The sequence below is a fragment of the Microbacterium sp. NPDC076768 genome (assembly GCF_040687205.1).
Lineage (GTDB): Bacteria > Actinomycetota > Actinomycetes > Actinomycetales > Microbacteriaceae > Microbacterium.
The window spans coordinates 750,483-776,363 of the sequence record NZ_JBFBMU010000001.1 but is presented as its reverse complement, the minus strand read 5'-3'; the positions used below and the strand labels follow the sequence as shown (position 1 = coordinate 776,363).

Annotated in this window: 26 protein-coding genes; 14 read left to right on the top strand and 12 right to left on the bottom strand. The window is 64.1% G+C overall.

The features are described from left to right. Positions 1–34: 34 nt before the first annotated feature. The 4 genes from AB0O87_RS03920 (at position 35) to AB0O87_RS03905 (ending at position 3,818) form a co-directional block, all read left to right on the top strand. The gene (locus AB0O87_RS03920) at positions 35–814 is read left to right on the top strand and encodes a hypothetical protein (protein WP_363511916.1); all 780 of its coding nucleotides are present in this window, start codon (positions 35–37) and stop codon (positions 812–814) included. Next, positions 811–1,527 carry a spermidine synthase gene (locus AB0O87_RS03915; protein WP_363511914.1) on the top strand — a complete coding sequence of 239 codons (717 nt, stop codon included), beginning with the start codon at positions 811–813 and terminating at the stop codon, positions 1,525–1,527. The genes AB0O87_RS03920 and AB0O87_RS03915 overlap by 4 nt, the downstream gene beginning before the upstream one ends. A gap of 20 nt (positions 1,528–1,547) precedes the next feature. Beyond that, a complete protein-coding gene (locus AB0O87_RS03910) occupies positions 1,548–2,390 on the top strand; it encodes an SDR family NAD(P)-dependent oxidoreductase (RefSeq protein WP_363511912.1) in 843 nt (280 codons plus the stop codon). Between the two features lie 423 nt (positions 2,391–2,813). Then, positions 2,814–3,818 carry a magnesium and cobalt transport protein CorA gene (locus AB0O87_RS03905; RefSeq protein WP_363512914.1) on the top strand — a complete coding sequence of 335 codons (1,005 nt, stop codon included), beginning with the start codon at positions 2,814–2,816 and terminating at the stop codon, positions 3,816–3,818. 3 nt (positions 3,819–3,821) lie between these two features. Here the strand turns inward: AB0O87_RS03905 and AB0O87_RS03900 are convergent, their stop codons facing one another. Next, the gene (locus AB0O87_RS03900; RefSeq protein WP_363511910.1) at positions 3,822–4,307 is read right to left on the bottom strand and encodes a cytochrome C5; all 486 of its coding nucleotides are present in this window, start codon (positions 4,305–4,307) and stop codon (positions 3,822–3,824) included. 211 nt (positions 4,308–4,518) lie between these two features. On the opposite strand from AB0O87_RS03900, the gene AB0O87_RS03895 reads away from it, so the two are divergent. Next, a complete protein-coding gene (locus AB0O87_RS03895; RefSeq protein WP_363511908.1) occupies positions 4,519–5,244 on the top strand; it encodes an SGNH/GDSL hydrolase family protein in 726 nt (241 codons plus the stop codon). A 158-nt stretch (positions 5,245–5,402) separates the two neighbouring features. On the opposite strand, the gene AB0O87_RS03890 is transcribed toward AB0O87_RS03895, so the two are convergent. The 4 genes from AB0O87_RS03890 to AB0O87_RS03875 all read right to left on the bottom strand — a co-directional run bounded on the left by AB0O87_RS03890 (position 5,403) and on the right by AB0O87_RS03875 (position 10,360). Beyond that, entirely contained in the window at positions 5,403–6,308 is a 906-nt protein-coding gene (locus AB0O87_RS03890; RefSeq protein ID WP_363511906.1) for a glycine betaine ABC transporter substrate-binding protein, read from the bottom strand. A 72-nt stretch (positions 6,309–6,380) separates the two neighbouring features. Continuing rightward, positions 6,381–7,325, bottom strand: a complete 945-nt coding sequence (locus AB0O87_RS03885; RefSeq protein WP_363511904.1) for a proline/glycine betaine ABC transporter permease — start codon at positions 7,323–7,325, stop codon at positions 6,381–6,383. Further along, on the bottom strand, positions 7,325–8,662 hold the full coding sequence (locus AB0O87_RS03880; RefSeq protein WP_363511903.1) for a glycine betaine/L-proline ABC transporter ATP-binding protein: 1,338 nt from the start codon (positions 8,660–8,662) through the stop codon (positions 7,325–7,327). The genes AB0O87_RS03885 and AB0O87_RS03880 overlap by 1 nt, the downstream gene beginning before the upstream one ends. 348 nt (positions 8,663–9,010) lie before the next feature. Beyond that, positions 9,011–10,360 (bottom strand): methyltransferase, encoded by a 1,350-nt coding sequence (locus AB0O87_RS03875; protein WP_363511902.1) that lies wholly within the window; start codon positions 10,358–10,360, stop codon positions 9,011–9,013. A gap of 88 nt (positions 10,361–10,448) precedes the next feature. Between AB0O87_RS03875 and AB0O87_RS03870 the strand changes: the two genes are divergently transcribed. The 8 genes from AB0O87_RS03870 to AB0O87_RS03835 all read left to right on the top strand — a co-directional run bounded on the left by AB0O87_RS03870 (position 10,449) and on the right by AB0O87_RS03835 (position 19,027). After that, entirely contained in the window at positions 10,449–10,838 is a 390-nt protein-coding gene (locus AB0O87_RS03870) for a GntR family transcriptional regulator (RefSeq protein ID WP_363511900.1), read from the top strand. After that, positions 10,835–11,737 carry an ABC transporter ATP-binding protein gene (locus AB0O87_RS03865; protein ID WP_363511899.1) on the top strand — a complete coding sequence of 301 codons (903 nt, stop codon included), beginning with the start codon at positions 10,835–10,837 and terminating at the stop codon, positions 11,735–11,737. Before AB0O87_RS03870 ends, AB0O87_RS03865 begins: the two co-directional genes overlap by 4 nt. Then, positions 11,737–12,423, top strand: a complete 687-nt coding sequence (locus AB0O87_RS03860) for a hypothetical protein (protein WP_363511898.1) — start codon at positions 11,737–11,739, stop codon at positions 12,421–12,423. The genes AB0O87_RS03865 and AB0O87_RS03860 overlap by 1 nt, the downstream gene beginning before the upstream one ends. A gap of 112 nt (positions 12,424–12,535) precedes the next feature. Next, the gene (locus AB0O87_RS03855) at positions 12,536–13,645 is read left to right on the top strand and encodes an aromatic acid exporter family protein (protein ID WP_363511896.1); all 1,110 of its coding nucleotides are present in this window, start codon (positions 12,536–12,538) and stop codon (positions 13,643–13,645) included. Between the two features lie 21 nt (positions 13,646–13,666). Next, the gene (locus AB0O87_RS03850; RefSeq protein WP_363511894.1) at positions 13,667–14,341 is read left to right on the top strand and encodes a sigma-70 family RNA polymerase sigma factor; all 675 of its coding nucleotides are present in this window, start codon (positions 13,667–13,669) and stop codon (positions 14,339–14,341) included. 1 nt (position 14,342) lies between these two features. Next, positions 14,343–14,798 carry a hypothetical protein gene (locus AB0O87_RS03845; RefSeq protein WP_363511892.1) on the top strand — a complete coding sequence of 152 codons (456 nt, stop codon included), beginning with the start codon at positions 14,343–14,345 and terminating at the stop codon, positions 14,796–14,798. A 56-nt stretch (positions 14,799–14,854) separates the two neighbouring features. Next, the gene (locus AB0O87_RS03840; protein ID WP_363511890.1) at positions 14,855–16,444 is read left to right on the top strand and encodes a S8/S53 family peptidase; all 1,590 of its coding nucleotides are present in this window, start codon (positions 14,855–14,857) and stop codon (positions 16,442–16,444) included. Between the two features lie 132 nt (positions 16,445–16,576). Continuing rightward, entirely contained in the window at positions 16,577–19,027 is a 2,451-nt protein-coding gene (locus tag AB0O87_RS03835; protein WP_363511888.1) for a CHAT domain-containing tetratricopeptide repeat protein, read from the top strand. Between the two features lie 247 nt (positions 19,028–19,274). Here the strand turns inward: AB0O87_RS03835 and AB0O87_RS03830 are convergent, their stop codons facing one another. From AB0O87_RS03830 to AB0O87_RS03800, 7 genes are read right to left on the bottom strand one after another with little or no spacing between them, the layout of a single operon-like run. After that, complete coding sequence (locus AB0O87_RS03830) at positions 19,275–19,619, bottom strand: type II toxin-antitoxin system PemK/MazF family toxin (RefSeq protein WP_363511887.1); 345 nt, start codon at positions 19,617–19,619, stop codon at positions 19,275–19,277. Next, positions 19,616–19,852, bottom strand: a complete 237-nt coding sequence (locus tag AB0O87_RS03825; protein ID WP_363511885.1) for a hypothetical protein — start codon at positions 19,850–19,852, stop codon at positions 19,616–19,618. Before AB0O87_RS03825 ends, AB0O87_RS03830 begins: the two co-directional genes overlap by 4 nt. 52 nt (positions 19,853–19,904) lie before the next feature. After that, positions 19,905–20,681, bottom strand: a complete 777-nt coding sequence (locus AB0O87_RS03820) for a DeoR/GlpR family DNA-binding transcription regulator (RefSeq protein WP_363511883.1) — start codon at positions 20,679–20,681, stop codon at positions 19,905–19,907. After that, positions 20,681–21,535, bottom strand: coding sequence for a class II fructose-bisphosphate aldolase (locus tag AB0O87_RS03815; protein WP_363511881.1), 855 nt, complete (start codon positions 21,533–21,535; stop codon positions 20,681–20,683). The genes AB0O87_RS03820 and AB0O87_RS03815 overlap by 1 nt, the downstream gene beginning before the upstream one ends. Next, positions 21,532–22,518, bottom strand: a complete 987-nt coding sequence (locus AB0O87_RS03810) for a 1-phosphofructokinase family hexose kinase (protein ID WP_363511879.1) — start codon at positions 22,516–22,518, stop codon at positions 21,532–21,534. Before AB0O87_RS03810 ends, AB0O87_RS03815 begins: the two co-directional genes overlap by 4 nt. Further along, positions 22,515–23,447 (bottom strand): ROK family protein, encoded by a 933-nt coding sequence (locus tag AB0O87_RS03805; RefSeq protein ID WP_363511877.1) that lies wholly within the window; start codon positions 23,445–23,447, stop codon positions 22,515–22,517. Before AB0O87_RS03805 ends, AB0O87_RS03810 begins: the two co-directional genes overlap by 4 nt. After that, positions 23,444–24,340 carry an SIS domain-containing protein gene (locus AB0O87_RS03800; RefSeq protein WP_363511875.1) on the bottom strand — a complete coding sequence of 299 codons (897 nt, stop codon included), beginning with the start codon at positions 24,338–24,340 and terminating at the stop codon, positions 23,444–23,446. Before AB0O87_RS03800 ends, AB0O87_RS03805 begins: the two co-directional genes overlap by 4 nt. A 294-nt stretch (positions 24,341–24,634) precedes the next feature. On the opposite strand from AB0O87_RS03800, the gene AB0O87_RS03795 reads away from it, so the two are divergent. After that, a complete protein-coding gene (locus AB0O87_RS03795) occupies positions 24,635–25,876 on the top strand; it encodes an extracellular solute-binding protein (protein ID WP_363511873.1) in 1,242 nt (413 codons plus the stop codon). Positions 25,877–25,881 lie beyond the last annotated feature (5 nt).

The window sequence follows — 25,881 nt, the reverse complement described above, 5'->3', positions numbered from 1 at the left end:
CACACGAACTCTCGCGCAGTAGGCTGAGGACATCATGGACGAGTTCATCCAGGGCTTCTGGAACTTCGCAGGAAACTACTGGTGGCTCATCTTCCCGGTGATGGGCATGGCCGGTGGAGCCGCGAAGGCGTGGGAGCAGAGCTCTAAGCGTCGCCATGAACGGCGACTCGAAACCATGCGGATGAAAGCTCAGCTGAAGACCGCTGAGCTCGAGGCGCGAACGCTCAAGCAGCAGGGAGCGATTCGCGGACCATCGGTCGTCGACACCACGGCTTCTGTCGTGCCGAATGATCTGGTTGCGCGGCTGTTTGCGGAGCACGACGAGATCACCGCACGCTGGCTCGACTACGAGCTCGACGTTGCGAAGCTCATCGCCTTCCCTGCGATGAGCGATGGCCGCCAACCGCTGACCGCCGCGTTTTTGCGCGCGAAGAAGACGGCAGATGCCTTGCGGCCTGCTTCCGCCGACGCCCCTGTTTCTGAGCAGCAGATCACCGAGTACCTGCAGGCAGTGGGCGACTACGCCGTCGCGTTCGAGATCGCGGAGAAAGATGCGCGAAGGTTGCGGGATTCGACCTTCTCCGAGCCGGAGCGCAAGCGTCTCGATCGGGCGCAGCAACTGCTCAAAGTCGCGGTCGACGAATCTGCCACGCAGGCGGAAAGAGGCTTGGCATACAAACGTGTGCGCGAAGAGCTTGACGGCCTGATTCTGCTCTCTGACGACGCCGTCACTGTGCTGGAGAAGCAGGTAGCGAAGCAGATTTCCGCACCCACCCCCACCCCGAAGACCAACGATGGAGGCACGCCGCAGTGATCACCCGGTTCGAAGAGCTCGACTGGCAGGCGACACCGATCGGCGAACTCACTCTCCGTCGGCGCACGGAGCCGGCCGTCGGGCAAGAAATTTACGAGGTCAAGCTGGGCGATGAGTACCTCATGTCCAGCCTGTTTACCGTCGCCGAAGAAGAGCTTTCGCACCTGGGTCTCGCCGCCGCGAGCGGTGCGGATCTTGCGGTATTGGTCGGCGGACTCGGACTCGGATACACCGCTGTAGCGGCGCTCCGTGATCAGCGCGTGGGGGCACTTACGGTGATCGACCGGCTCGGCGCGGTCATCGGCTGGCATGAACGCAAGCTGCTTCCCGTCTCGGCGGAACTCGTCGATGACCCCCGCACCAGCCTTGTAGAAGACGATTTCTTCGCGGTGATGCGGTCTGCGCCGCCAGCTGGGAGTGCCGGGTATTCCGCCATCCTGTTGGACGTCGATCACTCTCCGCGCCACCAGCTGGATCCCACTCACGCCGATCTGTATACCGCGGCGGGCCTGCGGGCGCTCGACCGTCACCTTGCCGATGCAGGAATCTTCGCGCTGTGGTCCGATGATCCGCCAGACGAAGACTTCATGGTGGAGCTGAGGAGCGTCTTCGACGACGCATCCGCACACATCGTCGACTTCGACAACGCCGTCACCGGCGGCACCTCGTCGAACACCGTCTACGTCGCGCGCAGTCGCGGCGCGAACGCCTAATCCAGAGAATGAGTGACACCATGCCGTCGAAGACCATCATCATCACCGGAGCATCCGACGGAATTGGAGCTGCCGCCGCGGAGCAGCTGGCCGGCCCCGCGCACCGCCTCATCTTGGTCGGGCGTTCCCCCGAGAAAACGCGCGCCGTGGCCGAAGCGACGGGAGCGGAGTACTTCACCGCCGACTTCGCGAAGCTCGATGACGTGCGGGAGTTGGCGACAAAACTCGCCGATACCGTGGGGGACGACGGCATCGACGTGCTCGCGAACAACGCTGGCGGCATCTTCGGCGATCAGACCCCCACCGTCGACGGTCATGAGAAAACCATCCAGGTCAATCACTTGGCGCCGTTCCTGCTGACCAACCTTCTCCTGCCACAGCTGCTACAGAAGAAGGGGGCAGTCATCAACACCTCGAGCGTTGCGCATCGCCTTTTCGCACACCTCGACGTGGAAGATCTCAACAACTCTCGCCGCTTCAGCGCGAACAAGGCGTACGGTGACGCGAAGCTCGCCAACGTGCTCTTCACCAAGAGTCTGTACACGAAGTTCCACGCCGAAGGACTCACCTCTGTCGCCTTTCACCCCGGCGCCGTGCAGACCAACTTTGCATCTGACTCTTCGAGCGTCATGCGGTTCGTGTACCGCAGCCCGCTGAAGCGTCTTTTCCTGATCGGCACCGATAAGGCGGGCGGAACGCTGCGGTGGTTCATCGAGGGCACCCCGGATGACACCTGGTTCTCTGGCGCCTACTACGACGAGCGCGTGCTCTCCACGAAGGTCAACCCGCAGGTGAACGATGCCGCCCTCGCCGAAGCTCTCTGGCAGCGCAGCGCCTCCCTCGTCTCCCTCCCCACCCCCTAACCCCTCCCCCTCCCGTCGCACTTTCTGTCGCCTCGATCCGCTTTTAGCGACAGAAAGTGCGACGGGAGCGTGGTGTTGTGGGCGTGGGGGCGTGGTGTCCAGGGAGCAGGGGGCGGCAGGTGCAGGGTCGCGGGGCAGGGCAGGGCGGGGTGCAGGAGAGGAGCGGGGTGCAGGAGGGGAGTTGGCGCGATATGCTGGCGCGTGGGTCACGAGACCCGAGGAGTTCCGAAAGGCGGTGATGGCGATGTCCGACGATAGTAGTGACGCCGCCTTCGCTGCGTCGCGACTCTCTGCGTTCACGCGTTGACCATCCGGTCCGCACACGCACGTCCTTCTCCGCAGCCGTCGGCGGCGTCATTCGCCCCCTGACGAACCCGCGCACCGCACCGCCGTGTCGTGCGCCAGCGAGAACGGAACCACATGATGGCACTCATCGACAACGGCGTGTACGTCGACGGACGTCGCGTAGAGACTCCCAATAACCTCGACGAGACCTATCGGATACTCGATGCCGCCGGCGGTATTGCCTGGATCGGTCTCTACCGACCGAGCCCCGAAGAGCTCGAGTCTGTGGCGCGCGAGTTCGATCTGCATCCGCTCGCTGTGGAAGATGCGCTCTCCGGCCACCAGCGCTCGAAAGTAGAGCGCTACGGCGACACGCTCTTCGTCGTGCTGCGTCCTGCCCGATACCGCGACGAGCAGGAGTCGATCGAATTCGGTGAGCTGCACCTGTTCGTCGGGCCCGACTTTGTGGTGACGATCCGCCACGCGGAGTCCCCGAACCTCGGCGCGGTGCGGTCGCGGATGGAAGCCAACCCCGATCTGCTCGCGAAGGGGCCGGAGGCCGTGCTGTACGCGATTCTTGATGAGGTCGTTGATGGTTACGAGCCGATCGTGGCGGGATTGCTGAACGACATCGACGAGATCGAAGACCAGCTTTTCGGTGATGGCGACGACGACAGCGCCCTCTCCCGACGGATCTACGAGCTCTCCCGTGAGGTAATCAACTTTCAGCGGGCGGTGCATCCGTTGCACGGAATGCTGGAATGGTTGCGGCGAGGTTCGCAGAAGTACCGCATCGACGAAGAGCTGCAGCGCTCGCTGCGCGACGTGCTCGATCACACAATTCGGGTCAACGAGCGGGTGGATTCGTTCCGCGCAATCCTCGAGAACGCATTGACCGTGCACTCGGCGCTCGTTGCTCGGCGTCAGACCGAGGCAGGTCTGGCGCAGAACGACGAGATCAAGAAGATTTCGTCGTGGGCAGCGATCATTTTTGCCCCGACGCTGGTGGGCACGGTGTACGGCATGAACTTTGAGGTGATGCCGGAGCTGAGTTGGGCGTTTGGCTACCCGATGGCGCTGGGCGGGATGGCTCTCTTTGCCATCGCGCTTTTTGGGATCTTCAAGTACAAGAAGTGGCTATAGAGATCAGGCGGTGCCGTCGAGGTCCCGCACTTCGACCCCATCGACCTCGTGGTCTTCGTTCAGCTGCACCAGGATTCGTGAATCAGGGAACCTCTTTGGCGCGATGAAAGCCAGCAGTACGGCATCGGCGAAGACGACAGCCGAAGTCGCTTCCAGGTCGTCGCGCAGGTCACGCTGTTCGATCGCCGGCTCCTCGTCGTCGCCCACAGCGTCATCGATCTCTGCAGCAACCTCGTCGAGCACGGCGCGCCAGGTGGATTCCCCGACCGAGAGGATTCGCGTTACCGCGGCAATCAGCTGCTCCTGGTCGTCTTCTTCGCTCTGCTCGTCGTCATCTTCCAGCTCCGGATCGACGTTGACGTTCACGACAGTGCCGGCAGCGTCGATGCTTGCACGCCCGTAAACGAGCCCGTTTTCGGTGGTGGGATCCTCAAGCAGTCCGCTCTCGACGATCCGGGCAAGAAGGGCGTCAAGCGCAGGCGAGTTCATACCACCAGTCTTTCGCATCAGATCGTTCCGCGGGTGCTGTCGCGTCAACTTTTACCCTCTCCTGTCCTCCTCCTCACCCTCTCCCGTCCTTCTCCTCCCCCATTACCCACTTCACCCCCTGCTCCCGTCGCACTTTCTGTCGCCTGTTTCCGAACTGAGCGACAGAAAGTGCGACGGGAGCAGATTGGGGGAGGATGGGTAGGGTCGGAGGGTGAATGTTGAAGATGCCCCTGCCGCTGCTGACCTTCGGCGTCTCGCCGCCGCTCTTGCGGAGCCGACGCCGCTGAATTGGGTGATTACCGGCGACTCGATCACGCACGGTGTCGTGCACACGCAGGGCGGGCGCAGCTACCAGGAGCACCTGCATGAGGTGATCCGTGGCGAGCTGGAACGCGTGCGTGATGTCGTGCTGAACACCGCCGTCAGCGGTACGCGGATCACCGAAATCCTCGACGACTGGGACAGAAGAGTCGCATCCTGGCGGCCGGATGTGGTCACCCTCATGATCGGTACGAACGATGCTGCCGACGACAAGCCGAGCCAATTCGTCTCCCCCGCGGAGTACGCCGCATCGTTGCGGGACTTCGTGACGCGGGTGCGCGCGCTGGGCGCCATTCCTGTGTTGCAGACGCCGCCAGCGATCGACATCCGGAATGCCCCGGAGCGCGCTCGGATTGGTGACTTTGTCGATGCGGTGCGCCAGGTCGCTGCCGACGAAGACACCATCCTTGTGGATCAGTACGCCCACTTCGCCGAGCTCGGCGCCGGTGGCCTGGCGTGGGGGCTTTTGAACGATCCGATCCATCCTGGAGCCGTCGGCCATGCCGCGATCACCCTCCATCTCGCACGCGCACTGGGCCTCAACCCCGCCCCAGAGCGGGCCCGCACCCTCCCGCTTCTCGCGGGTATGGTCGCTACCGCCCGCATCCACCCCTAAACGCAAAGCTCCCGTCGCACTATCTGTCGCCCAGCGGAGCTGAGTGCGACAGAAAGTGCGACGGGAGCGAATCTCCGTGCGGAGACGGTTATGCGAAGTGAGTCAGATCACTCGGTGGGTTAGATCACTTAGTGAGTCAGATCACTTGGTGGGTTAGATCAGTTGGTGACTACCCAGTCGAACTCGTCGCCGTACTCGTCGAGCCAAGCGTCGACAGCCTCTGCTTCGTTGCCCTCGCCGTACTCGTTGACCACGAGGTCTTCGAGTGCACCGTACTGTGCGTCATCGAGCATGATCTGCTCGATCAGCTCAGCGGCCTCAGGGTTCTCTTCTGCGAAGCCAGCGGTGCCGAGGAAGTGCAGACCCTCAGGCTCGCCCATGGCACCCATCGGGTCTTCGAGGTCCTTCATTGCGAAGGTCTCGTTGGCCCAGAACGGACGCCACAGGGTGACAACGAGGTCTTCCTGTGCGTCGGTTGCGGTCTTCAGCTCGGTGAGCATCGCGGCGGTCGACGAGGTGATGAGCTCGTACTCATCTTCAAGGCCGTAAGCCGGGATCATTGCCTCGGTCTGAGCGGTGAGGCCAGCGCCGGGCTCGATGCCGATGATCTTGCCATCGAACTGGTCACCCATGCCCTTGAGGTCTTCGATCGAGTTGAGCTCGGAGTACTCCGGAACAGCGATCGTGAGCTTGGCGTTCTCGTAGTAGGTGCCAAGGTCTTCGATGTCGTCGCCGTACTCTTCCATGTAGGAAGCGTGGGTCAGCTCAGGCCATGCCGAAGGGTAGATGTCGACGTCGCCCTGGGCGAGGCCGGTGTAGAGCGGACCAGCCTCGGTCAGCGTCTTCATCTCGACGTTGTAGCCGATCTTCTCCAGCTGGTTCTGCAGGAGGTAAGCGGTGCTCAGGCCGTCGGTCCACGCTGGCAGGAAGCCGAGCGTGATCGTGCCCTTGTCGTCTCCGCTGTCGCTGTCGCTGGTTCCGCCAGAACCGTCGCTGCTGCAACCAGCAAGGGTCAGGGCTGCGACGGCGCCGAGTGCTGTGATTGTCAGGAACTTCTTCTTCATGATCATCTCTCTCTTACGTTTCGTATGGATTTCGTTCTTGGTGTTCTCTGAGCACTGCGTGCTGTTGGTGCGTTAGAGAACTGCGCGGCGAGAATTTTTTGCACGGTCTTCCTCGCGCGCTGCGTCTGCCTGCGCCGTTCGTTGCTGCGAACGGCGCCGACCGAGCATTGCGATCAACGATGAGCGGTTCTCGCCAGGCGTTCCCAGCGCCGCAGTAACGCGGTCAAGGAACACAGCGATCAGCACAACGCCGAGACCCGCCTCAACACCCTTGGGGATGTTGATAGTCGAGATCGCTTCGACGACCATCTTTCCGAGGCCGTCCGCGCCTGCCATACCGGCGATAACCGCCATCGACAGGGCGAGCATGATGACCTGGTTGACGCCGGCCATAATGGTCGGCATCGCCAGGGGAAGTTGGATACCGCGGAGGATCTGCCCCGGCTTAGCGCCGAATGCGTGTCCTGCTTCAACGGTTTCAGAGTCGACTCCGCGGATGCCGAGCTCCGTGAGGCGCACTCCAGGCGGGAGCGCGAAGATCACGGTAGCGACCAGACCGGGAACCACGCCGATGCCGAAGAAGACGATCGCGGGGATCAGGTAGACGAAGGCGGGCATCGTCTGCATGAAGTCGAGGATGGGCTTCAGTACGGCACGCACCGTCGAGCTGCGCGACGACCAGATACCCAGTGGCACGGCGATAAGCACCGCGACCACTGCGGCCACGAGCACCAGCGCGAGCGTCTGCATCGCGGGGACCCACAGGTCCATACCGACGACGAGAGCGAACGAAACGATGGTGCCCAGCGCGAGCTTCCACGAGCGAACCGCCCAGGCGATCAGCGCTGCAATCACGATGACGACCGCGAAGTTCGGTGCCAACAGAATGTCGGTCACACCCTCAACGAGGAAGCTGACGATAAAGGAAATGAAGTCGAGCAGACCTTCGAGGTTTTCCTTGATCCAGTCGACTACCGACTCGATCCAGATCCCGATCGGGATACGGAAGCCGTCCATCAGCGCACCTCTTCCGTGGTCGAGGCGTCCGATCCGAACGCATCATTGGCTCCCGCGGGAGCGTCCGTTGGTTCGGCTGTCCAGCCGTCGTCGAGCACGGCGTCGATCTCGGCCTGCGGCATCGGCATAAGCGGGAGGGTGATCTCTTCCGTTGCGCCCGGTCCTGGTCCGAGAGCGGCGAGAAGCGTGACGCGAGGAATCACACCCACCAGGCGCCCCTCGTTGTCGGTGACGGCCAGCGGCACCGAGGACTCCACAGACGGGACAAACAGGTTCATCAGTACGTCGTCTTCACGAACGCTCTGCATCACTGGCTTGATGATCGACGCGAGCGTCGTCACACCCTGGCGGACGAGCTTGACGGCGTCGCGGTCGGTGACGATACCCATGAGCTTGCGGTCCCGGCCCACCACGTACGTCGCCGACATGTAGGCGTCGCGCATCTGCCGGAGGGCGGTGCGAGGGCCAGCGGTGTCGGGGACGACCGGGCGCGGACGCTCCATGACGTTCGCTGCCGTGAGCACGCGAGCGCGGTCGACATCCTGCACGAACTGCTCGACGTAGTCGTTCGCCGGGTCCATCAAGATGTCTTCTGGTGTGCCGATCTGCACGATCCGGCCGTCGCGCATGACGGCGATCCGGTCACCGAGGAACATCGCCTCGTTTAGGTCGTGAGTGATGAAGACGATTGTCTTCTGCAGCTTCTGCTGAAGTTCGAGCAGCTGCTCCTGCATCTCGCGACGGATAAGCGGGTCGAGCGCACTGAATGCCTCGTCCATCAGCAGGATGTCGCTGTCTGCGGCGAGCGCACGGGCGATGCCGACGCGCTGCTGCATTCCACCGGAAAGTTCGGAGGGGAGCTTGTCGCCCTGGCCTTCAAGACCGACCAGGTTGAGAATCTCGTCCGCCTTAGCCAGTCGCTCTGCCTTGGGCGTGCCCTTGAGCTCAAGCGGGTAGGCGACGTTCGCGGCCACCGTGCGGTGCGGCAGCAGAGCGAAGTGCTGGAAAACCATCGAGACCCGGTCGCGACGGATCTCACGCAGCCGTGCTGCAGGGATACCGGTGATCGGGTCTCCGTTGATGGTGACGGTGCCGTCGGTGATGTCGTGCAGGCCGTTGAGCATGCGAATGATTGTGGATTTACCGGAGCCGGAGAGCCCCATGATGACGAAGATCTCACCGCGGGTAACGGTGAAGCTGGCGTCAATAACTGCTGCGGTGCCGGCGTCGGTGACGGCGGTGCGGCTTTCACCAGCTTTCAGCCGGCGGACGGCGGCATTCGGATTTTTTCCGAAAACCTTATACAGATTGCGCGCTTCGAGTGCGATTTCGGACACGTTTCCCCCGCGGCCAGCCTTCGGGTGGCTGGTCCTGCTTCGGTTACGCCCGGGTGATTCTCACGAGGCCGTTCGACATGATTGCTGTGGCGGCACAGGCGGCGGATTTCGGATCCACCGCAGAGAGCATCGACCGTACGTCCGCGCCTCTTCGCAACACAGCACATCGAACGAAAGACGCGACCGCGGACTGGTCTTCGGACCGTCAGGTCCGCATTCCAACGTAACGAAATGGCCGATCAGGGGCAAATCCCAGGTTTCTGTGGTGCGCGTTTTTATATACCTGACCGGGGGATTGCGTAAGTCTGCGAGAATCCTGCGAGCGGGCGTTTTTGGGCCTATTTGGCGTCAGGCTGGGAGGTCGGACGCGCGTCGAACGCTCCGGGTTACGGTGAATTTCGAGGTGCGCTGCAGTTGTTCTGTGACGCCGATGAGCCGGGTGAGTTCGGGGCGATAACCGAGCGAAGAGTTGAATACGGTGAAGAGTTCTCCACCCGGCCGCAGCACGCGCGCCGCAGCCTCAAACAGACGCGTGGCCGCGCCAGTGTGGATGCTCGAGCCGAGGTGAAAAGGCGGGTTCAAGAGCACGACGTCGAAGGATGCATCCGGGAGATCCGAGGCGGCATCGTCGTGCGTCACGGTGACGCGTTCCGTGACCGCGTTCGCGACGACGGTAGCGCGGGCCGAAGCGACAGCCGCCGCAGAGCGGTCAGTCGCTACGACGCGGGCCGTCGGGTGGGTGAGCGCGTACGCGACGGCGAGCGCCCCGGTGCCGCATCCGAGGTCGAGCACGTCGTGCGACGCTTCGACAAGCTCAGCGACCGGGGCGGACGGGTCAGCGACCGGGTCGGACGGGTCAGCGACCGGGGGGGACGGGTCAGCGACCGAGGGGGACGGGTCAGCGACCGGGGCGGACGGGGACGCTTCGACAGGCTCAGCGACCGGGGCGGGAGGGTCAGCGACCGGGTCGGACGGGTCAGCGACCGAGGGGGTGGGTCCCTGAGCTTGTCGAAGGGCCCCATCCAGACCGAGCGCGTCGCGCAATACCCGCGTGCCGATGTCGAGGCGCGCACCAGCGAAGGCCCCGCCGTGCGCCATCAACACCAGCCCGTCGTGCTGCGCGGTGACCGGATAGTCGCTCTCGTCGCTCACGGGCAATGGCTCAGAGGCGACGATGAGGCGCGACTTGCGTTCCGCTCGTTGCGGCTGAACGTGCGCGAACCGTCTGCCGAGCACCTCGTTCTGGCTTAGGGTCATGTGCTTCACGCGCCCGCCGGCGATGAGCACCACATCTGATGCCGCCCACCGTGCGACAGCGTCTGAGATCTCGTCGAGTTCGGCGAGCGATTTCGGAAGCTGCAGCAGCACGAGCTTCGCCCCCGCAAGAAGTTCGGCATCCAACTCGTGCGAGGTAAAAGGCATCGGCGTTGCAAGCCCCATCAGTTCTTCCGCATTGCGCAGTAACGCCCGGCGCCCTGTTGCGAGGTCTTGGTGCACCCGCAGCCCGTGCAGGCCAGCGTGCGTCAGCGCCAGAGTGATCGCACCGTATTCATCGCCGATCACCACCGTCTGTGCGCCATCAATACCGAGACCGATGGCCCGTTCGACAAGCAGCACGTCAGTGGCGTCGTGAGCCTGGAGGTCTTTTGCTTCCACATCTGGCAGGCGACGCAGGCGACTATATGGGAACTCCGACACCAGCCCACTGTACGCGGCTGGTTGACAAACGAGAGGGTTACATGGTTACTTAGTCGAGTAACTAACCAGCTAACCAGGCGGAGGACTCGTGATCGAAGAAGGCAAACCGCTCTTTCTCCAGATCGCCGAACAGATCGAGGATTCGATCGTCGACGGTTCTCTCGCCGAGGAAGCGCAAGCGCCTTCCACAAATGAGCTCGCCGCGTTTTACCGAATCAACCCCGCAACTGCAGCCAAAGGAGTCGCCATGCTCAGCGAAAAAGGCGTCTTGAACAAGCGTCGAGGCATCGGAATGTTCGTTGCAGCTGGCGCGAGAGAACTGCTCCTCACTGAGCGTCGCGCCATCTTTGCCGACCGCTACATCGATCCACTGCTCGCCGAAGCACGCACGCTCGGACTCGGTGCCGAAGACCTCGCTGACCTGCTCAGGCAGCGCGCCACACAAACCATCACCACAGAAGGGACGACCCCCGCATGACCGCCGTCATCGAGGTGCAGAACCTCACCAAGCGCTACAAAGAAACGCGGGCGCTCGACAACGTCTCACTGACGATCGAGGGCGGCGCGATCTACGGCCTCCTCGGCCGCAACGGTGCAGGAAAAACGACGCTGATGTCGATCCTGACAGCCCAGAACTTCGAATCCAGCGGCACCGTCAAAGTCTTCGGAGAGCACCCGTACGAGAACTCGCGAGTTCTCAAGCGAATCTGCTTCGTGCGCGAAAGCCAGAAGTATCCAGACGATGCACACCCCAAGCATGCGTTCAAAGCGGCGAGCTTGTTTTTCCCGAACTGGGACCAGGCCCTCGCTGACCGGCTCGTCGAAGAGTTTCAGCTGCCGATGAAGCAGCGGATCAAGAAACTCTCCCGCGGCCAACTCTCGGCTGTCGGAGTGATCATCGGTCTCGCCTCGCGCGCCGAGATCACCTTCTTCGATGAACCGTACCTGGGGCTCGATGCCGTCGCCAGGCAGATCTTCTATGACCGTCTCGTCGAGGACTACGCCGAGCACCCGCGCACCATCATTTTGTCTTCGCACCTGATCGACGAGGTCTCGAACCTGATCGAAAAGGTGATCGTGATCGACAACGGAACGATTCTCCTCCACGAAGACACCGACGCCATGCGCGATCGCGCCGTAACAGTCGTGGGCGATGCCGCGAAGGTCGAAGCCTGGATCGGATCGCGCGAGGTACTGCACCGCGAGGCACTCGGCCGCGTGGTCTCAGCCACCGTGGTCGGCACGCTTTCTCCCGCGGAACGGGCTTCATTGACAGCGTCCGGGCTCGACATCGGCGCGGTCTCGCTGCAGCAACTGATCGTCAGACTCACCCAGCAGGCGGGGGCACCATCCGCTTCGAAAGAGGAGGTTCGCTGATGCGACGCACACTCAACGTCATCCGGTTGCAGCTGATCAACCGGCAAACCTTTATCTGGGTGCCGCTGATCATCCTCGGCGCAACCACCATCATTTCGGTGCTGATCTTCGCGATGATCCCTGTCGATACCCCCATCTACGGCGGCGGCGGCCAAGCACCCCTCTGGTACTTCTTCGCCGTCGGGATCTCGGCGATGACCTTCACGTTCCCCTTCTCGCAGGCGATGAGCATCACTCGACGCGAGTTCTTCATCGGCACGCTGCTAACGGCGATTCTGGGGAGCATATTCCTCGGGGTGGTCTTCTTGATCGGTGGCGGCATCGAGATCGCCACGAACGGTTACGGCGTGAACGGCTACATGTTCTACCTGCCGTGGCTGTGGGAGGCCGGGCTCTTCGGGGCCTTCCTTTCTTACTTCGCGCTCGCCATGCTGCTCTTCGTCATCGGCTTCACCGGGGCAACGATCTACAAGAGCTGGGGCCCGTTGGTGCTGACCATCGTCAGCATCGGACTCGCGGTGCTGCTCGTCGGCGCCGGGTTTGTCGTGACCAAGCTCGAGCTCTGGCTGGAAGTCGGACAGACGATCGGTGCGCTCGGCGCTCTCGGACTCGCCCTCTGGGGACTGGTTGTGGTCGCGGCACTGAGCGCCGTGTCATTCTTGGCTTTCCGCCGAGCGATCCCCTAAGCCCTTATCGGAACGGGAACCTCGGAAGCAACCCGCTCGTCGCTGGGGCGTCAGCCGCATAGTCTCGCCTTACTGTTCGATCTCGACGTTCACCATCGACGGAAAGGATGCCGTGACGCAGAGCCACCCCCGCCTCCGGGTACACCGAAGCGGCATCGCGCGAGCGCTGCACGACGCGGTCAGGCCGGCCCGCCTGCTTTTGGTTGCCAAAACCATGCTGGCGGTCGGCCTTGCCTGGCTGATCGCACCACACATGCCAGGCGTCACGCAGGACTATCCGTACTACGCACCCCTCGGGGCCCTCGTCAGCATGTATCCGACGTTGATGGGGTCGGCAAAGTCGAGCCTGCAGACCCTGCTCGGGCTCGCGACCGGTATCGGGCTCGCTGTCGTGGTGGTGCTGACGATGGGCCCATCGTGGTGGGCGATCCCGCTGGTGGTCGGCGTGGGTGTGCTCATTTCAGGCACCGGCTGGTTCGGATCGGGAAAAGAGTACGTCCCGATGGCGGCGCTGTTTGTGCTCATCGTCGGCGGCCAAGACGCCGACGACTACTCCGTGGGCTACCTGACGCAGATGGCGGTCGGGGTGATCATCGGGCTCTTGGTAAACGTGCTGATCGCGCCAGCACCACTCACCGTCGCCGCGGCAGGGCGGGTGGCGGAATTCCGCGCGCAACTGGCACAGCACCTGCACGATATCGGCTCGGCACTATCGGAATCGTGGCCCCCAGAGCATGCGCAATGGGCCGATGATGCCGCGTCGCTGGCCGACACATCCGCGGCTCTCAGCACGGCCCTGGCAGAAGCGGATGAGAGCCGGCGTGGCAATCCTCGCGCGCGCGGGCATCAGATTCGAGTGCAGCAGAGCTACGAAGAGCTCGCCGCATTGGACCGCATGGCCCACCTCATTCGCAGTGTCTCCGACGAAATTGCCGACGCCATTTGGGAGCGACCTGGCGGCCTCGCCATCGACCCTTCCCTCCCCGAACCACTCTCGGCCGCGTGCCACGCCGTGGCCGATGTGATTGCGCGGGGCGAGATCACATCCAGCGAAGACCATAGAGCACGGGGCGAAGCTGCCCGAACGATCCGTCTGCTTCTGGAGACGATCGACGAGCGCACCATCAACATCCGTCGCTCCATGGGTCCCGGCGTTCTGACGGCAATGCACCTGCGCCGCATCCTGATCCTGAGCGGCGCTGCGGAGGATCCAGAGGAATAGCAGCCTCGCAACAGGAGGCGGATGTATCAAGAAGCCCTTGCCGCGCTCCTGTTAGTTGTGATCACAATGGGCTTCATGATCGATGGTGCACCTGGCGCCGCTCTCGATCCTGCCTCGGATGACGGGCGTGCACGCTGGGAGCGTGCCGCTCACCTCTTTGATGCATGGTGCGAGAACGACAGCCGCGCAATGGACGAGCTTGTTCGCCTGATGACGCCAGTGCTCTGGCACGTCGTGCGCGCGTACGGACTGGAGCGCACGCTCGCCGAAGATGTGGTGCAGACCACCTGGTTGCAACTGGTGCGAGGGCACGGGTCGATCAGCGATTCGCGCGCCGTCTCTGCCTGGCTGACGACCACCGCTCGCCGCGAGGCCTGGAAGGTCTCCAAGGCACACGGAAAGGTCGACACCGCAGAGGCGGACGATCTTGATGCCCTCCTGCCTGAACAGGCATCAGCAGAAGACCACGCCGCGATCAGCGAGGAAAAGTGCCGCCTGTGGGGGGCCGTTCGCCGCTTGAACGAGCGGTGCCAGCGGCTGTTGCGAGTGATCGCCTTCGACGACCGCCCGGATTACGCGCGCCTCGCCAACGACCTTGCCATGCCCATCGGCAGCATCGGGCCCACCCGAAATCGCTGCCTCGCTAAGTTGCGCACACTGCTAGACGTGCCAGCGACCACACGGAGTGAGGGCTGAAATGGCCGACCACGAAGACGCCCAACTTTTTGCACAGTTGCGCTCGGTGTGGCGTGAGGCCGACCCCGTTCCTGCGGGGCTGATCGACCGGATGGTCGCCGCTGTTGCTGCCGCAGGGCTCAGCCAGGAGTATGCGTTGCTCACCCTGGTTGAAGGAGAACTTGCCGCAGTGCGCGGGGAAGCGGATGCTCTCACCCTGCAGTTCAGTGACGGCACCACCAGCATTCTGTTGCACGTGACCGGCACTGCTGCCGGTCGCCGCCGCGTCGACGGATGGGTCGATACCGCCGCAGCCACCCTTGTGTTGACCCAGGGGGAACGCTCCCGCTCGACGACCCCTGAGGTCACAGGGCGCTTCGTATTCGATGAAGTGCCGCCCGGCCTCACACGAGTGCGACTGGAGACGAGGGTAGGAGACAAAACTCGCACGCTCGCAACCCCGCAGTTCGAATTGTGACCGCGGGCACCGCCCGTCGATGACGCCGCGGGGTAGCCCGCTCGGAGAGGATCAGCATGGATCAGCCCAAAGGATGGACCTGGCAGGACCGCGCGGAGGGATCGATTCGTCGAGGCACTGCCCTTGATCCGAGCACAGAACCCGTGGACGGGATCCGTGCGTTCCCGACGGCGTACTTGCCGGAGCGATTGCTGATCACCAACGTTTTGGGCGACGTTTTGGACGACAAAAGTTCCTACGACCAGGAGGTTCGCACACTCCGCGATGCGGCAGACACCTTTGGCTGGCACCTCGAGGTGGAAGGTTCCGGGCGTTCCGCAACCGAAGGCGAGATCGCACCAGGGGTTCCGGGCTTCTTGCGTGCCCGGCTGACGACACCAGACGAACCGGTGCGAGGCGAGTCCCCCATTGCCCCGGATGCATGGCGGGTGTTGCAGCGCGCGCGGCGCATGTCGAGGTCAACCATGCCGCGCACCAGCCTCGATCACGTGCTGTCAATCGATCCGGTTGGACTCAATCCCTTCACCAGGACGAACCCGTTTACGCGCACCAATCCCTTCACCCGCACCAACCCGGTGCGGGGAGGAGGGGCGATCGGCGGAGCTGGCGGCAGCGACGACTACCTCGCGCCAGGGCGAGGGGCCAGGCAGCCCGTCACCTGGCTGGGCCCCGCGCCCGCTCGTGGCCCAGCCCCCAAGCGGGGAAGACGACCTGTCGTCGCGGTGCTCGACACCGGATGCGGGGAGCACTCCTGGTTGCCCGCCGACATCGTCACGCGTCAGGTGGATCTCGATGGCGTTCCGGTGGGCCTCACCGATGACGCAGATCCGGAGCGCTACCCCGATCTGTATGGCCAGCTTGACGGCGAGATCGACGCAGTGGCCGGGCACGGCACCTTCATCGCTGGACTCGTGCGGCAGGCGGCCCCGGACGCCGACATTCTCTCGATCCGCGTGGCCGGAGCCCTCGGTGTGGTGGATGAGAGCACTCTGCTGGAGACTGTCGCGCAGGTCGTCACCCTGCTGAGTCGGCACCGCGACGACCCCAAAACCGGGTTCCCGATCGACGTTCTCAACCTCTCCCTCAGCTACTACCACGAGACCCCGACTGACGGACTTTTCAGCCTCACCCTGCACCGCCTGCTGGCGAAGGCGCGGGAACTCGGGTGCGTCGTCGTCTGCTCTGCCGGCAACGATGCGATCGACCGTCCATCCTTTCCCGCTTCTTTGTGGCCGTGGCCGGGCGCCGACAATGGCATTTCGGCTGACCGATACGCGCCACTCGTGTCGGTGGGGGCCCTGAATCCTTCATCACACTCGGTCGCGCTCTTCTCCAACGTCGGGCCGTGGGTGCATGCCTATGCGCCGGGTGCTGCGGTGGTGAGCACGTCTCCTACCTTTGTCGGAGGGATGCAGGCCGCGACGAAGGCCGATGTCGACGGGCTCCCGCGAGAAACCATCGATCCAGACGACTACCGTGGCGGCTTCGCCGTGTGGAGCGGCACCTCTTTTTCTGCACCATACGTGGCTGGCCGCATCGCAGCACAGCTCGGGGCAGTGCCAGAGGCTGGCGTCGCCCCCCGCGCTGCGAACAAAGCCGTCACCGCCGTCATCAATTCCCTCCCGACACCGTCAGTTTCGTCGTAACCCGGGGTACACCTGTCGGGAGAACGCCCGGATGGGGGCCGAAGGCCCTGATCCATCCGACAGGCGGACAATCTCCCGACAGGTGTGCGGCGCAGGCTTCCGAACGAACCCGGCGCAGGGCATTCTGGATGGATGCGCCTGTCTGCCGTCGAACTGCATCAACGCGGTGTCGAAGCGGCCAACGCGCAGCGTTTTGGGCAGGCGAAGCGGGCACTCGAGGCTGCCGCGTCTCGTACAGACGACCCGGACCTCCGTGCGCGCATCGACGGCACCTTCGCCTACGTCCTCACCCATAAGGGAGAACCGACTGCCGCCGAAGAACTGTGCAGGGCCGCTCTGAACCGGCCGGGGCTGCGGGCAGAGACCACCGCACTGGTCAGCGGTCAGCTCGGCACGCTCCTGGTACACCGAGGACGGTTGGACGAAGCGGAAACCACCCTCACCCGCGCCATCGACACGCTCAGCCCGCTGAACGAGCACACCACAGAGCTCGCCAACTGCCTGCTGAACCGCTCGGTGGTGCGCATGCAGCGGCACCAGCTCGAGCCCTGCATCGACGATCTACGAAAAGCAATCGTCATGTATGAGGCAAGCGGCGACAAAGAATCTCTCGCCGAAGCCCAGCACAACCTCGGCTACGCGGCGCTGCTCGGCGGCGACCTTGTGACTGCCCTCACTCTGATGACCCGTTCGCGCCCGACACTCGCCGCCGCCAGCGACCTCGCCGCGGCGATTAGCGACCTCGATCGCGCTGAGGTGCTGCGTGACGCAGGGCTCACCACCGAGGCCGAAGCGCTGTTGAGCGAAGTCGCTGCGCAGTTCGGTGCTCAGCGCATGCAGCAAGCACGCGCTGAGGCCGAGTTCCATCTGGCGCGCTCTCTGCTGCGCCATGATCCGGTGGCTGCAGAACGAGTAGCCCGCGGCGCGGAGCGGCGCTTCGCGACGCTGGAAAATTATGCCTGGGCTGCGCGCGCCGATGCGACGAGGCTGGAAGCACAGCAGCGAGCGAAACCTCATCGCCCGATCCGGGAAGACGACTTCGCCCGCACAGCCAAGGCCCTGGATCGTGCCGGTTTTCACACCGAAGCCACCGGGCTCCGCCTCAGCGCCAAACGCACGGGTGCTGGCCGGCTACCGCGCGTCGAGCAGACCGCTCCGACCACCCTTCGCCTGCGGGCGCACGAGGTACGGGCCGCGCGCGCCATCGCCAACGGACGCGAGCGCGACGCACTCCGTGCCGCCGCCGACGGCCTCGATCTCCTCACCACCTGGCAACAGTCTTTCGGCGCCCTCGACCTTCAAGCCTCGGTCGCCATGCACGGGAGTGACCTGATGTTCACCGGCCTTTCGGCGGCCGCGCGCCTGGGCGATCCGGCCACGCTGTTCGAATGGTCAGAGCGTGCTCGGCATCTCAGCCAGCAGGTCGCCCCCGTGCGACCGCCGCACGATGAGGCCCTCGCCAGCGATCTCGCGGAGTTGCGCATGCTGCGCGCCGATCTGGCCGGCGCCGATTGGACGACCAACGCCACCGTGCGCGAGCTGCGCGGCAGGGTACGTGAGCGACAGTGGGCGGCCACCACCTCCGGCGGAACCCGCGAGAGGTTGGGCCTTGCCGAGGCGACGGCCCTGCTCGATCCAGACACCGCCGCACTGTCGTACGTCTTCACCGGCACGACACTGCACGGCATTGTGGTGACATCTTCCGGCTCGACCGTGGTGGAGCTTTCGTGGGTGCGCGTGCAGGCGGCACTCGACGGTATCCGCGCTGATCTCGACGTGGCGGCGCTCACCCGTGGTGGTGCGATGGGCGAAGTAACAGCGTCCGCCCTCGCTGCGCGACTCGCTCTGCTTGATACGCAGCTTCTTGCACCGATGCGGCGCATGGCCCCCGCCGCGCACCGACTCGCGATCACCGTGCCCGGCGTGCTCGGCGGAGTTCCCTGGGCGATGCTGCCCGGAATGTCAGGCACGCCCTTCACTCTGGCCACCTCGGTATCGCGACTTTTGGCGGGCAATACTGGGGATCGCCCCGCACACAGGGCAATCGGATTCGCCAGTGGTCCGCGCGTTCCGCGTGCCAGTGATGAGATCGCTCTGGCCGCGACCGCCTGGCGAGATCAAGGCCAGGAGCCGCGGGTACTCGAATCCTCAGCGGCCTCGGTCGAGGCGGTCACCGCGCTCGCGACAGACGTGGATGTGCTGCATATCGCCGCGCATGGAAAGCATGCGGTCGATAACCCGCTGTTCTCTGGCTTCGAGCTCGACGATGGCACTCTCTTCGGATACGACGTCGATCTGATCCCCCGCGTACCGGCAACGGTGATCCTCTCGGCCTGCGAGCTCGGGCGTTCCTCTGTGCGGTGGGGAGAAGAGGCGCTGGGCATGACCAGGGTGTGGTTGCATGCGGGCACGCGCTGTGTGATCGCCGCTCCGGTGGCGGTGCCAGACGATGTCGCTGCCGGGCTGCTGAGCGCCGTGCACAACGGCCTCGCCGTGGGCGTCTCTCCCGCGGAGGCGCTTGCGCAGGCAACGGAAACGACAGGCCTCATGGCACCTTTTCAGTGCCACGGCGATGGTTTTTGAGTATTTATCCATTCGATGTATCACCGTGCCCTCTGCGCGCTCTTGATATTCGGAAGGTGCGTTACAAGGGTCTCGAGGCGGAAGCGCGAGGGGCGGAGTCGGTTCACACACGCGCTGGGGAGCGTGAGTACGGCACGGACGCCAACTGCTCGGGGTTGCGGTGCAGTTTGCCGCGGCATCCGCATGGGGCTTCGACATCGTGGGGACGTCGGGGTTCTATGCGGATGTCTGCCCTCCTGCCGGGAACCTAGAGGTCGAAAAAGTCACCCAACCAGGCGCGCACAGAGGCGAGGCACTCCGGGGATGCTTCGCCGGCAACCCCCGTGATGCGCTCGCGCGAGAGTGTACGCGGCTGCTCGGTCATCACCCATGACGGTCGGTCGAGTCCACTCGGTCCGTCGAGAAGGATGTGGTTCGGCCATCCGCGGTCAGTCGTCGTGATCGGCAACGCAATGACCAATGTCGTGACAGCTTCAAGATATCCCGCTGACGCCACGACAAGAACAGGTCGATGACCACCCTGCTCCCTCCCGTGCACCGGCTCAAGCACGGCCCATGCCACGCTCCCCTGGGCGAGCTCGACAGCACTCACGAAGACGCGTCAGTCAGCTCCGCGCGCTCCCACACCGCTACCTCTGCAGCGTACGACTCTGCGTCGGCAGTGGAGGTTTTCGCGATGGCCGTCTTCAAAGACTCCAGCCTGTGACGGCGATCCTCGGCATCGGCCAGACGCGCAAGGTGAGCGCCCAGGGTGAGCCCATCGCGGGATGCCTGCTCTTTGAGCCGGTCACGGAGGCTGTCACTCACCTTGATTGTGGTGGTCATACTTTGAGTATACCGAGACAACGAGCGTGCAAGCAGGACGAATCTGGCGCGCTCAGGCGACGAGTACCTCGTACCCGGCAGTGCGAAGCGCGTCGAGTGTCTCCGCTTTCGCCCCCGCGTCTGTAATCACGCTGGCGAAGAATTCCACCCCTCCGACGCTTGTGAAAGCCTCGATGCCGAGCTTGCTGGAATCGGTGACGACAACGGCACGACGCGCGCGCTCTGCCATCATCCGGTTCACCGCCGCCTCGCGCTCATCCTGGGTGGTCGCGCCTGCATGAGCGTCCATTCCGTTCACGCCGATGAACGCGATGTCGAGCCGCACCCCGCGCAACAGCTGCTCGGCGAATGGCCCCACCAGCTCATAACTGCGGGAGTGGATCACCCCTCCCGTCACCACGACTTTGATATCTGGCCTGGTGGCAAGCTGCGCGGCAATATTGACGGCGTTCGTGACGACAGTGATGCCGCCGTTCGCGGCGATGTCGTCACGCGCGGCGAGCGCTGCCGCGATCGCCGTGGTGGTGGTGCCGCCAGAGAGACCAACGACCATGCCCGGCGTAACGAGCGCAGCGGCAACCTGCGCAATCTCGACCTTCTCGTGAGCACGGAGGTGGCTTTTGTACCGGATCGGGAGTTCGTAGGCGACGGTCTGCGCCACCGCTCCGCCGTGCGTGCGCGTGAGCAGCCGCTGCTCTGCGAGGGTGTCGAGATCGCGCCGGGTTGTTGCGGCGGAGGCACCGAGCTGATCAACGAGTTCATCGACGGTGACTTCGCCGCTGCTAGCCAGCAGGTCAAGGATCGCGTGTAACCGCGCGGCGCGCTTCATTAGGCCACCGTACTGGCTGACTGCAGAGCGAAAAGCCGCAGCATGCGCGCGGCCTCATCGGCCAGCGCCTCCCGTGCAGGAGCGAGGTACTTGCGCGAGTCGACGAGACGCTCGTCGGCATCGAGTTTTTCGCGCACGGCCCGCGTGAAGAATCCATTCAAGTGTGTAGAGACATTGATTTTTGTCATGCCCGCTCTGACGGCATCGGCGATCACCGCATCTGCAACACCAGAGGAGCCATGCAGCACCAGCGGCACCGAGAGCGCGGCATGCAACCGTGCAATCAGATCGAGGTCGAGCGAGGCCGTGCGGTCGGTCATCGCGTGTGACGATCCGACGGCGACGGCGAGCGCATCGACACCGGTCGCTGCCACGAATTCTCGTGCCTCCTCTGGATCGGTGCGCACCCCCGGCGCGTGCGCGCCATCTTTGCCGCCCACTTCACCGAGCTCACCTTCGACATAGACACCGGCGGCATGGGCGCGCGCAGCGACCGCCGCGGTGAGTGCCACGTTGTCGTCGTACGGCAGTGCACCGCCGTCGAACATGACAGACCCAAAGCCCAGTTCGATGGCTTCGTCGACCAGCTCTGGGCGTTCTGCGTGGTCGAGGTGCACGGCAACAGGAGTGTGCGCGCGTCGCGCTATCGCGAGCGTGGCGAGGGCGATCGGTTCCAATCCGCCGTGATAGTCCGCGCAGTTCTGCGAGATCTGGAGGATGACGGGTAGCTGCGCCAGCGATGCTGCTCGCACCAGTCCTTCCGCGGTCTCCAGGTGAATCACATTGAAAGCCCCGATGCCGGTGCCAGCGGCAGAAGCGTTTGAGACGAGGTCACGGGCAGAGACGAGGGTCACGAAGGGTCCTTTCGGAACGATTCAGAATCAGGTCGGAACGATTCAGAATCAGGTCGGAACGATTCAGAATCAGGATGTGAGAGCAGAAGCTGCTGTTCGAGGTCCGTCCACCTCGGGGAGATGTCGCCAGCGAGCGGCGTGAGCACTGCCGCAGCCGACCACGCAGTAGCCCGGCGGAGAATCTGCTCAGGATCACGCACGCCATCGGCATAGAGCACGGCACAGGCGGCGACGCCTGCATCACCCGCACCTGTGGGATTGCCTGCGAGCGGTTGGTCGAGGCGTGCGTGCACGAGGTCAGAGGCAGTGACGGCCAGCATTCCGTCTGCTCCGAGGGAGAGGAGCACCAGTTCGGTGCCGCGCGCGATCAACGATCGTGCACCCTGGATCGGGTCGGCGATGCCTGTCGCCTCGGAGAGTTCGGCAGCGTTGGGCTTCAATACGGTCGCGCCTGCGTCTGCGGCGCGCAACAGTGCCGGTCCAGAAGTGTCGACGATTACCGGCACTCCTGCGTCTTTTGCGACCGCGAGGAGCATGGGCACCAGCGACTCTGGTGCCCCGGGTGGCACGCTGCCGGAGACCACCAGCACGCTCACGGTGGGCACCCTTTCCACTACCTCGGCGAAGAGCGTCGCCCACTCGGTGTCTGAGGGGTTCGCTCCGCGTTCGTTGATGATCGTGGTGTCGCCGCGCGCCTCATCGACAATGGCAATGCTGCGACGGGTTTCTGCTGCCACAGGCACGAGCACGTGCGGTACGGCGCTAGCCCGGAGTTCGGTCGCGAATTCTTCGCCGACCTTTCCTCCAGCGGTCGTGAGGGCCAGCACTTCTGCACCCTCGGCGTGGGCCACGCGTGCCACGTTGAGCCCTTTGCCGCCTGCGCGTGCAACTCCGGCATCGGCACGGTGGGTGCCACCTTCGACGAGTCGCTCAACATGCCACGTGAGATCAAGGGCCGGGTTGGGGGTGACGGTGAGGATCATGCCAGCTCCCGCGCGCGCAGCGCTGCCCCCAGCAACCCCGCGTTTCCGGAGAGCTCGGCGGGCACCAACACGGGAACACGCTGGAAACTCAGGCGCGCAGCGAGACGCTCACGCAACTCGTCAAACAACGCCCCTCCTGCACGGGAAAGTCCGCCGCCGATGACCACGGCCTGCGGTGCCACCACGGCCGCGAGCTGTGCAAGTGAGAGCGTGAGCGCATCCAGGGCGGAGTTCCAGATTTCTGCGGCCACCTGGTCGCCAGCCGCGGCGCGCGCGATCACATCCTTCGCCCCATCTGGTTCGATCCCTGTGGCGTCGCGGTATCGCCGGGCGATGGCACCGGCAGAGGCCACCGCTTCTAGGCACCCTCGAGCGCCGCACGGGCATTCCGGTGCGTCTGCGATCGGCGAGTGTCCGATCTCTCCTGCATATCCGCCAGCGGTGTGCGGCACTCCACCGACAAATATGGCGCCGGCGATGCCAGTGCCGATGACCAGCACCACCGAGTCGGCGTAGTCGCGGGCTCCGCCCAGCTGACGCTCGGCCCAGCTGGCCGCGCGCACGTCGTGGTCGAAGGCGACAGGCAGTCCCAGCCGCTCCGCGGCAAGATCGCGCAACGGTGCATCCCGCCAGCCCAGGTTGCTGGCAAAGACCGCAAGACCCGCATCGGCATCTACGATCCCTGGCACCACCAGGCCGACAGCCTCGGGGATCACGTCGGGATACGCCGCGCGAAGTTCGGCTGCGAGCACTTCGAGGCGCTCGAGCAAAACCTGCGTTCGGTCGCCCTCCACCACCGGCGTCGGAGTACGGCGAAGCCCGAGCGCCACACCTTCGGCGTCAAACAGCGCCGACTTGATGTCGGTGCCGCCCACGTCAAAAGCCAGCACCCGGGCACCGGCTCCTAGTCCAGCAAGCGATCGCGTCATGAATCCAGAATGACGGATCGGGTGAGGTTGCGGGGCAGGTCAGGGTTGAGTCCCTTGGCGACAGCACGGTCGAGCGCGATGCGGTGCAGCCGCACCAGATCGGCGAGCGGGTCGATGTTTCGCTGCTCGAAACGCGCACCTGTGGCCTCCACCTGGCCAGACAGTCCCTCCGGCGCTGCGCCGAACTGCCAGGTCACCCGGCCGGGAGCCGCGATAGCAATCGGGCCGTGGCGGTAGTCCATCGACGGGTATGCCTCGGTCCACGACTGCGATGATTCGCGCAGTTTGAGCGCAGCCTCGTGGGCCAGCCCGATCGTCCAGCCGCGCCCAAGGAACGTGTACTGCTCGGCGTCGCGCAGTTCATCATCGCCTGCTTCGGCGAGCACAGCTTCGGCGTCGGCGATTGCCGCATCGAGATTCTCACCGAGTGAGGCGCGGAAAAGCGCCAGCGCTGTGGTGGCGAACCGGGTCTGGACGACCGAAGTCTCGTCAGCAAACGGCAGCAGCACTGCCTCATCGACAAGCGAGACGAGCGGCGAGTCCGGATCCCCGATCACACCGATGGTCGGGATGCGCCCCTTGATGCGCTCGACCAACTCCAGCACCTCGGTGGTCGTGCCCGAACGTGTCAGGGCGACGACGGCATCGTAGCCACGGTCGATGAATGCTTCAGAGGCGGCGAACGCATCGGTCTCACCCTGCCCTGCACTCTCGCGCAGCGCGGCGTACGACTGCGCCATGAACCAGGAGGTCCCGCAGCCGACAACCGCGATACGCGCTCCGGTGGCGGGAAGCAGGCTCTGCTCCGCTTTCAGGCCAGCAGCCTTTGCCCACATCTGGGGCTGGGAGTTGAGCTCTTCGCGCATGTATGCGCCGGGCAGCGAGTCGGTCATCGAGATGCCTTCCTACAAGATGTTGCACAGTTGTGATCGTTTGAAGTATAAATCGATCATAGTATGGCGTCAAACAACTACATAACCCTCCATTGCTTGATTTGTTTGTATTCCTGACAAATAATCGAGCAAGTTCCATCCTGAGCCCCTGGCTTAAAAGATCGTGGCTACCGCCCCTGGTGAAACGATCACAACGCACCGTCGCGTTCTGTGCTTGCGACTGTGCACCACCACCCCTTTTCTTTCACTCCCCCCGTGGAGGAATCGGACATCACAGTGAGGAATGCAATACACATGAAGAAGTCACTGCGGTTTGGCACCGCCGCCATTGCGGCCGTCGCCACACTCTCGCTCGCTTCGTGCGGGTTCGGCGGTTCGTCTGGCGACAGCGACGCCGACGGATCAACAACGCTCGATCTCCTCGTCCCCAGCTACTCCGACAACACCAAGGCGAACTGGGAAACGGTGATCGCCGGGTTCGAAGAGGCCAACCCCGACATCACGGTCAAGCTCGAAGTGCAGTCGTGGGACGACCTCGAAAAGGTTGTCTCCACCAAGATTCAGGGTGGAGAGGCTCCCGACATCTACAACGGCGGACCATTCGCCGGTTTCGTCGGAGATGAACTGCTCTACCCTGTCGAAGAGGTCGTCTCGGACGACACCTACTCCGACTTCCAAGACGCGTTCCTGCAGAACGCCGAGATCGACGGCACCGCGTACGCCCTGCCACTGATCGCTTCGGCGCGTGCCCTGTTCGTCAACAACGCTCTGCTCGACCAGGCCGGCGTTGAGGCACCATCCGACTGGGCTGAACTGCTGGATGCAGCCACCAAGGTTTCCGAGCTCGGCGGCGGAGTCGCAGGCTACGGAATGCCCCTCGGCTCTGAAGAGGCACAGGCAGAGGCGGCCGTATGGATCTGGGGCGGTGGCGGCACATTCGGCGACGAGACAGAGATCACGATCGACACTCCGGAGAACCTCCCCGGTGCCGAGCAGATCAAAAAGATGATCGACGCTGGCGCCACGCAGGCTGACCCCGGCTCGACGCAGCGCTCGCCGCTGATGGACATCTTCATCCAGGGCAAGATCGGCATGCAGGTCGGCCTGCCGCCGACAGTCGGCCAGATCGCTGAAGGTAACCCAGAACTCGACTACTCCATCGTCCCGATCCCGACCGAAGACGGCTCGCCGTTCACCCTCGGTGTCATGGACCAGCTGATGGCCTTCGAGAACGACGGCGACAAGCAAGACGCCATCACGAAGTTCTTCGACTACTACTACTCGGCCGACGTGTACGTGCCGTGGGTGCAGGCAGAAGGCTTCCTTCCCGTCACCAAGTCCGGCTCGGAAGAGCTCGCTGGCGAAGAGGCTCTCAAGCCGTTCCTCGACGTCTTGCCAGACGCGCAGTTCTACCCGTCGACGAACTCGCAGTGGTCTGCCGCAGATGGTGCATTCAAGTCACTGTTCGGCCAGATCCAGTCGAAGCCGGCTCAGGACGTGCTGACCGAGATCCAGGCGCAGGTCGACGCGGGCTGAGCCCG

Coding starts and splice junctions, on each gene's coding strand:
- AB0O87_RS03920 (WP_363511916.1), top strand. CDS start 35: ATGGACGAGTTCATCCAGGGCTTCTGGAACTTCGCAGGAAACTACTGG.
- AB0O87_RS03910 (WP_363511912.1), top strand. CDS start 1,548: ATGCCGTCGAAGACCATCATCATCACCGGAGCATCCGACGGAATTGGA.
- AB0O87_RS03905 (WP_363512914.1), top strand. CDS start 2,814: ATGGCACTCATCGACAACGGCGTGTACGTCGACGGACGTCGCGTAGAG.
- AB0O87_RS03900 (WP_363511910.1), bottom strand. CDS start 4,307: ATGAACTCGCCTGCGCTTGACGCCCTTCTTGCCCGGATCGTCGAGAGC.
- AB0O87_RS03890 (WP_363511906.1), bottom strand. CDS start 6,308: ATGAAGAAGAAGTTCCTGACAATCACAGCACTCGGCGCCGTCGCAGCC.
- AB0O87_RS03885 (WP_363511904.1), bottom strand. CDS start 7,325: ATGGACGGCTTCCGTATCCCGATCGGGATCTGGATCGAGTCGGTAGTC.
- AB0O87_RS03865 (WP_363511899.1), top strand. CDS start 10,835: ATGACCGCCGTCATCGAGGTGCAGAACCTCACCAAGCGCTACAAAGAA.
- AB0O87_RS03860 (WP_363511898.1), top strand. CDS start 11,737: ATGCGACGCACACTCAACGTCATCCGGTTGCAGCTGATCAACCGGCAA.
- AB0O87_RS03850 (WP_363511894.1), top strand. CDS start 13,667: ATGTATCAAGAAGCCCTTGCCGCGCTCCTGTTAGTTGTGATCACAATG.
- AB0O87_RS03845 (WP_363511892.1), top strand. CDS start 14,343: ATGGCCGACCACGAAGACGCCCAACTTTTTGCACAGTTGCGCTCGGTG.
- AB0O87_RS03840 (WP_363511890.1), top strand. CDS start 14,855: ATGGATCAGCCCAAAGGATGGACCTGGCAGGACCGCGCGGAGGGATCG.
- AB0O87_RS03835 (WP_363511888.1), top strand. CDS start 16,577: ATGCGCCTGTCTGCCGTCGAACTGCATCAACGCGGTGTCGAAGCGGCC.
- AB0O87_RS03825 (WP_363511885.1), bottom strand. CDS start 19,852: ATGACCACCACAATCAAGGTGAGTGACAGCCTCCGTGACCGGCTCAAA.
- AB0O87_RS03820 (WP_363511883.1), bottom strand. CDS start 20,681: ATGAAGCGCGCCGCGCGGTTACACGCGATCCTTGACCTGCTGGCTAGC.
- AB0O87_RS03810 (WP_363511879.1), bottom strand. CDS start 22,518: ATGATCCTCACCGTCACCCCCAACCCGGCCCTTGATCTCACGTGGCAT.
- AB0O87_RS03805 (WP_363511877.1), bottom strand. CDS start 23,447: ATGACGCGATCGCTTGCTGGACTAGGAGCCGGTGCCCGGGTGCTGGCT.
- AB0O87_RS03800 (WP_363511875.1), bottom strand. CDS start 24,340: ATGACCGACTCGCTGCCCGGCGCATACATGCGCGAAGAGCTCAACTCC.
- AB0O87_RS03795 (WP_363511873.1), top strand. CDS start 24,635: ATGAAGAAGTCACTGCGGTTTGGCACCGCCGCCATTGCGGCCGTCGCC.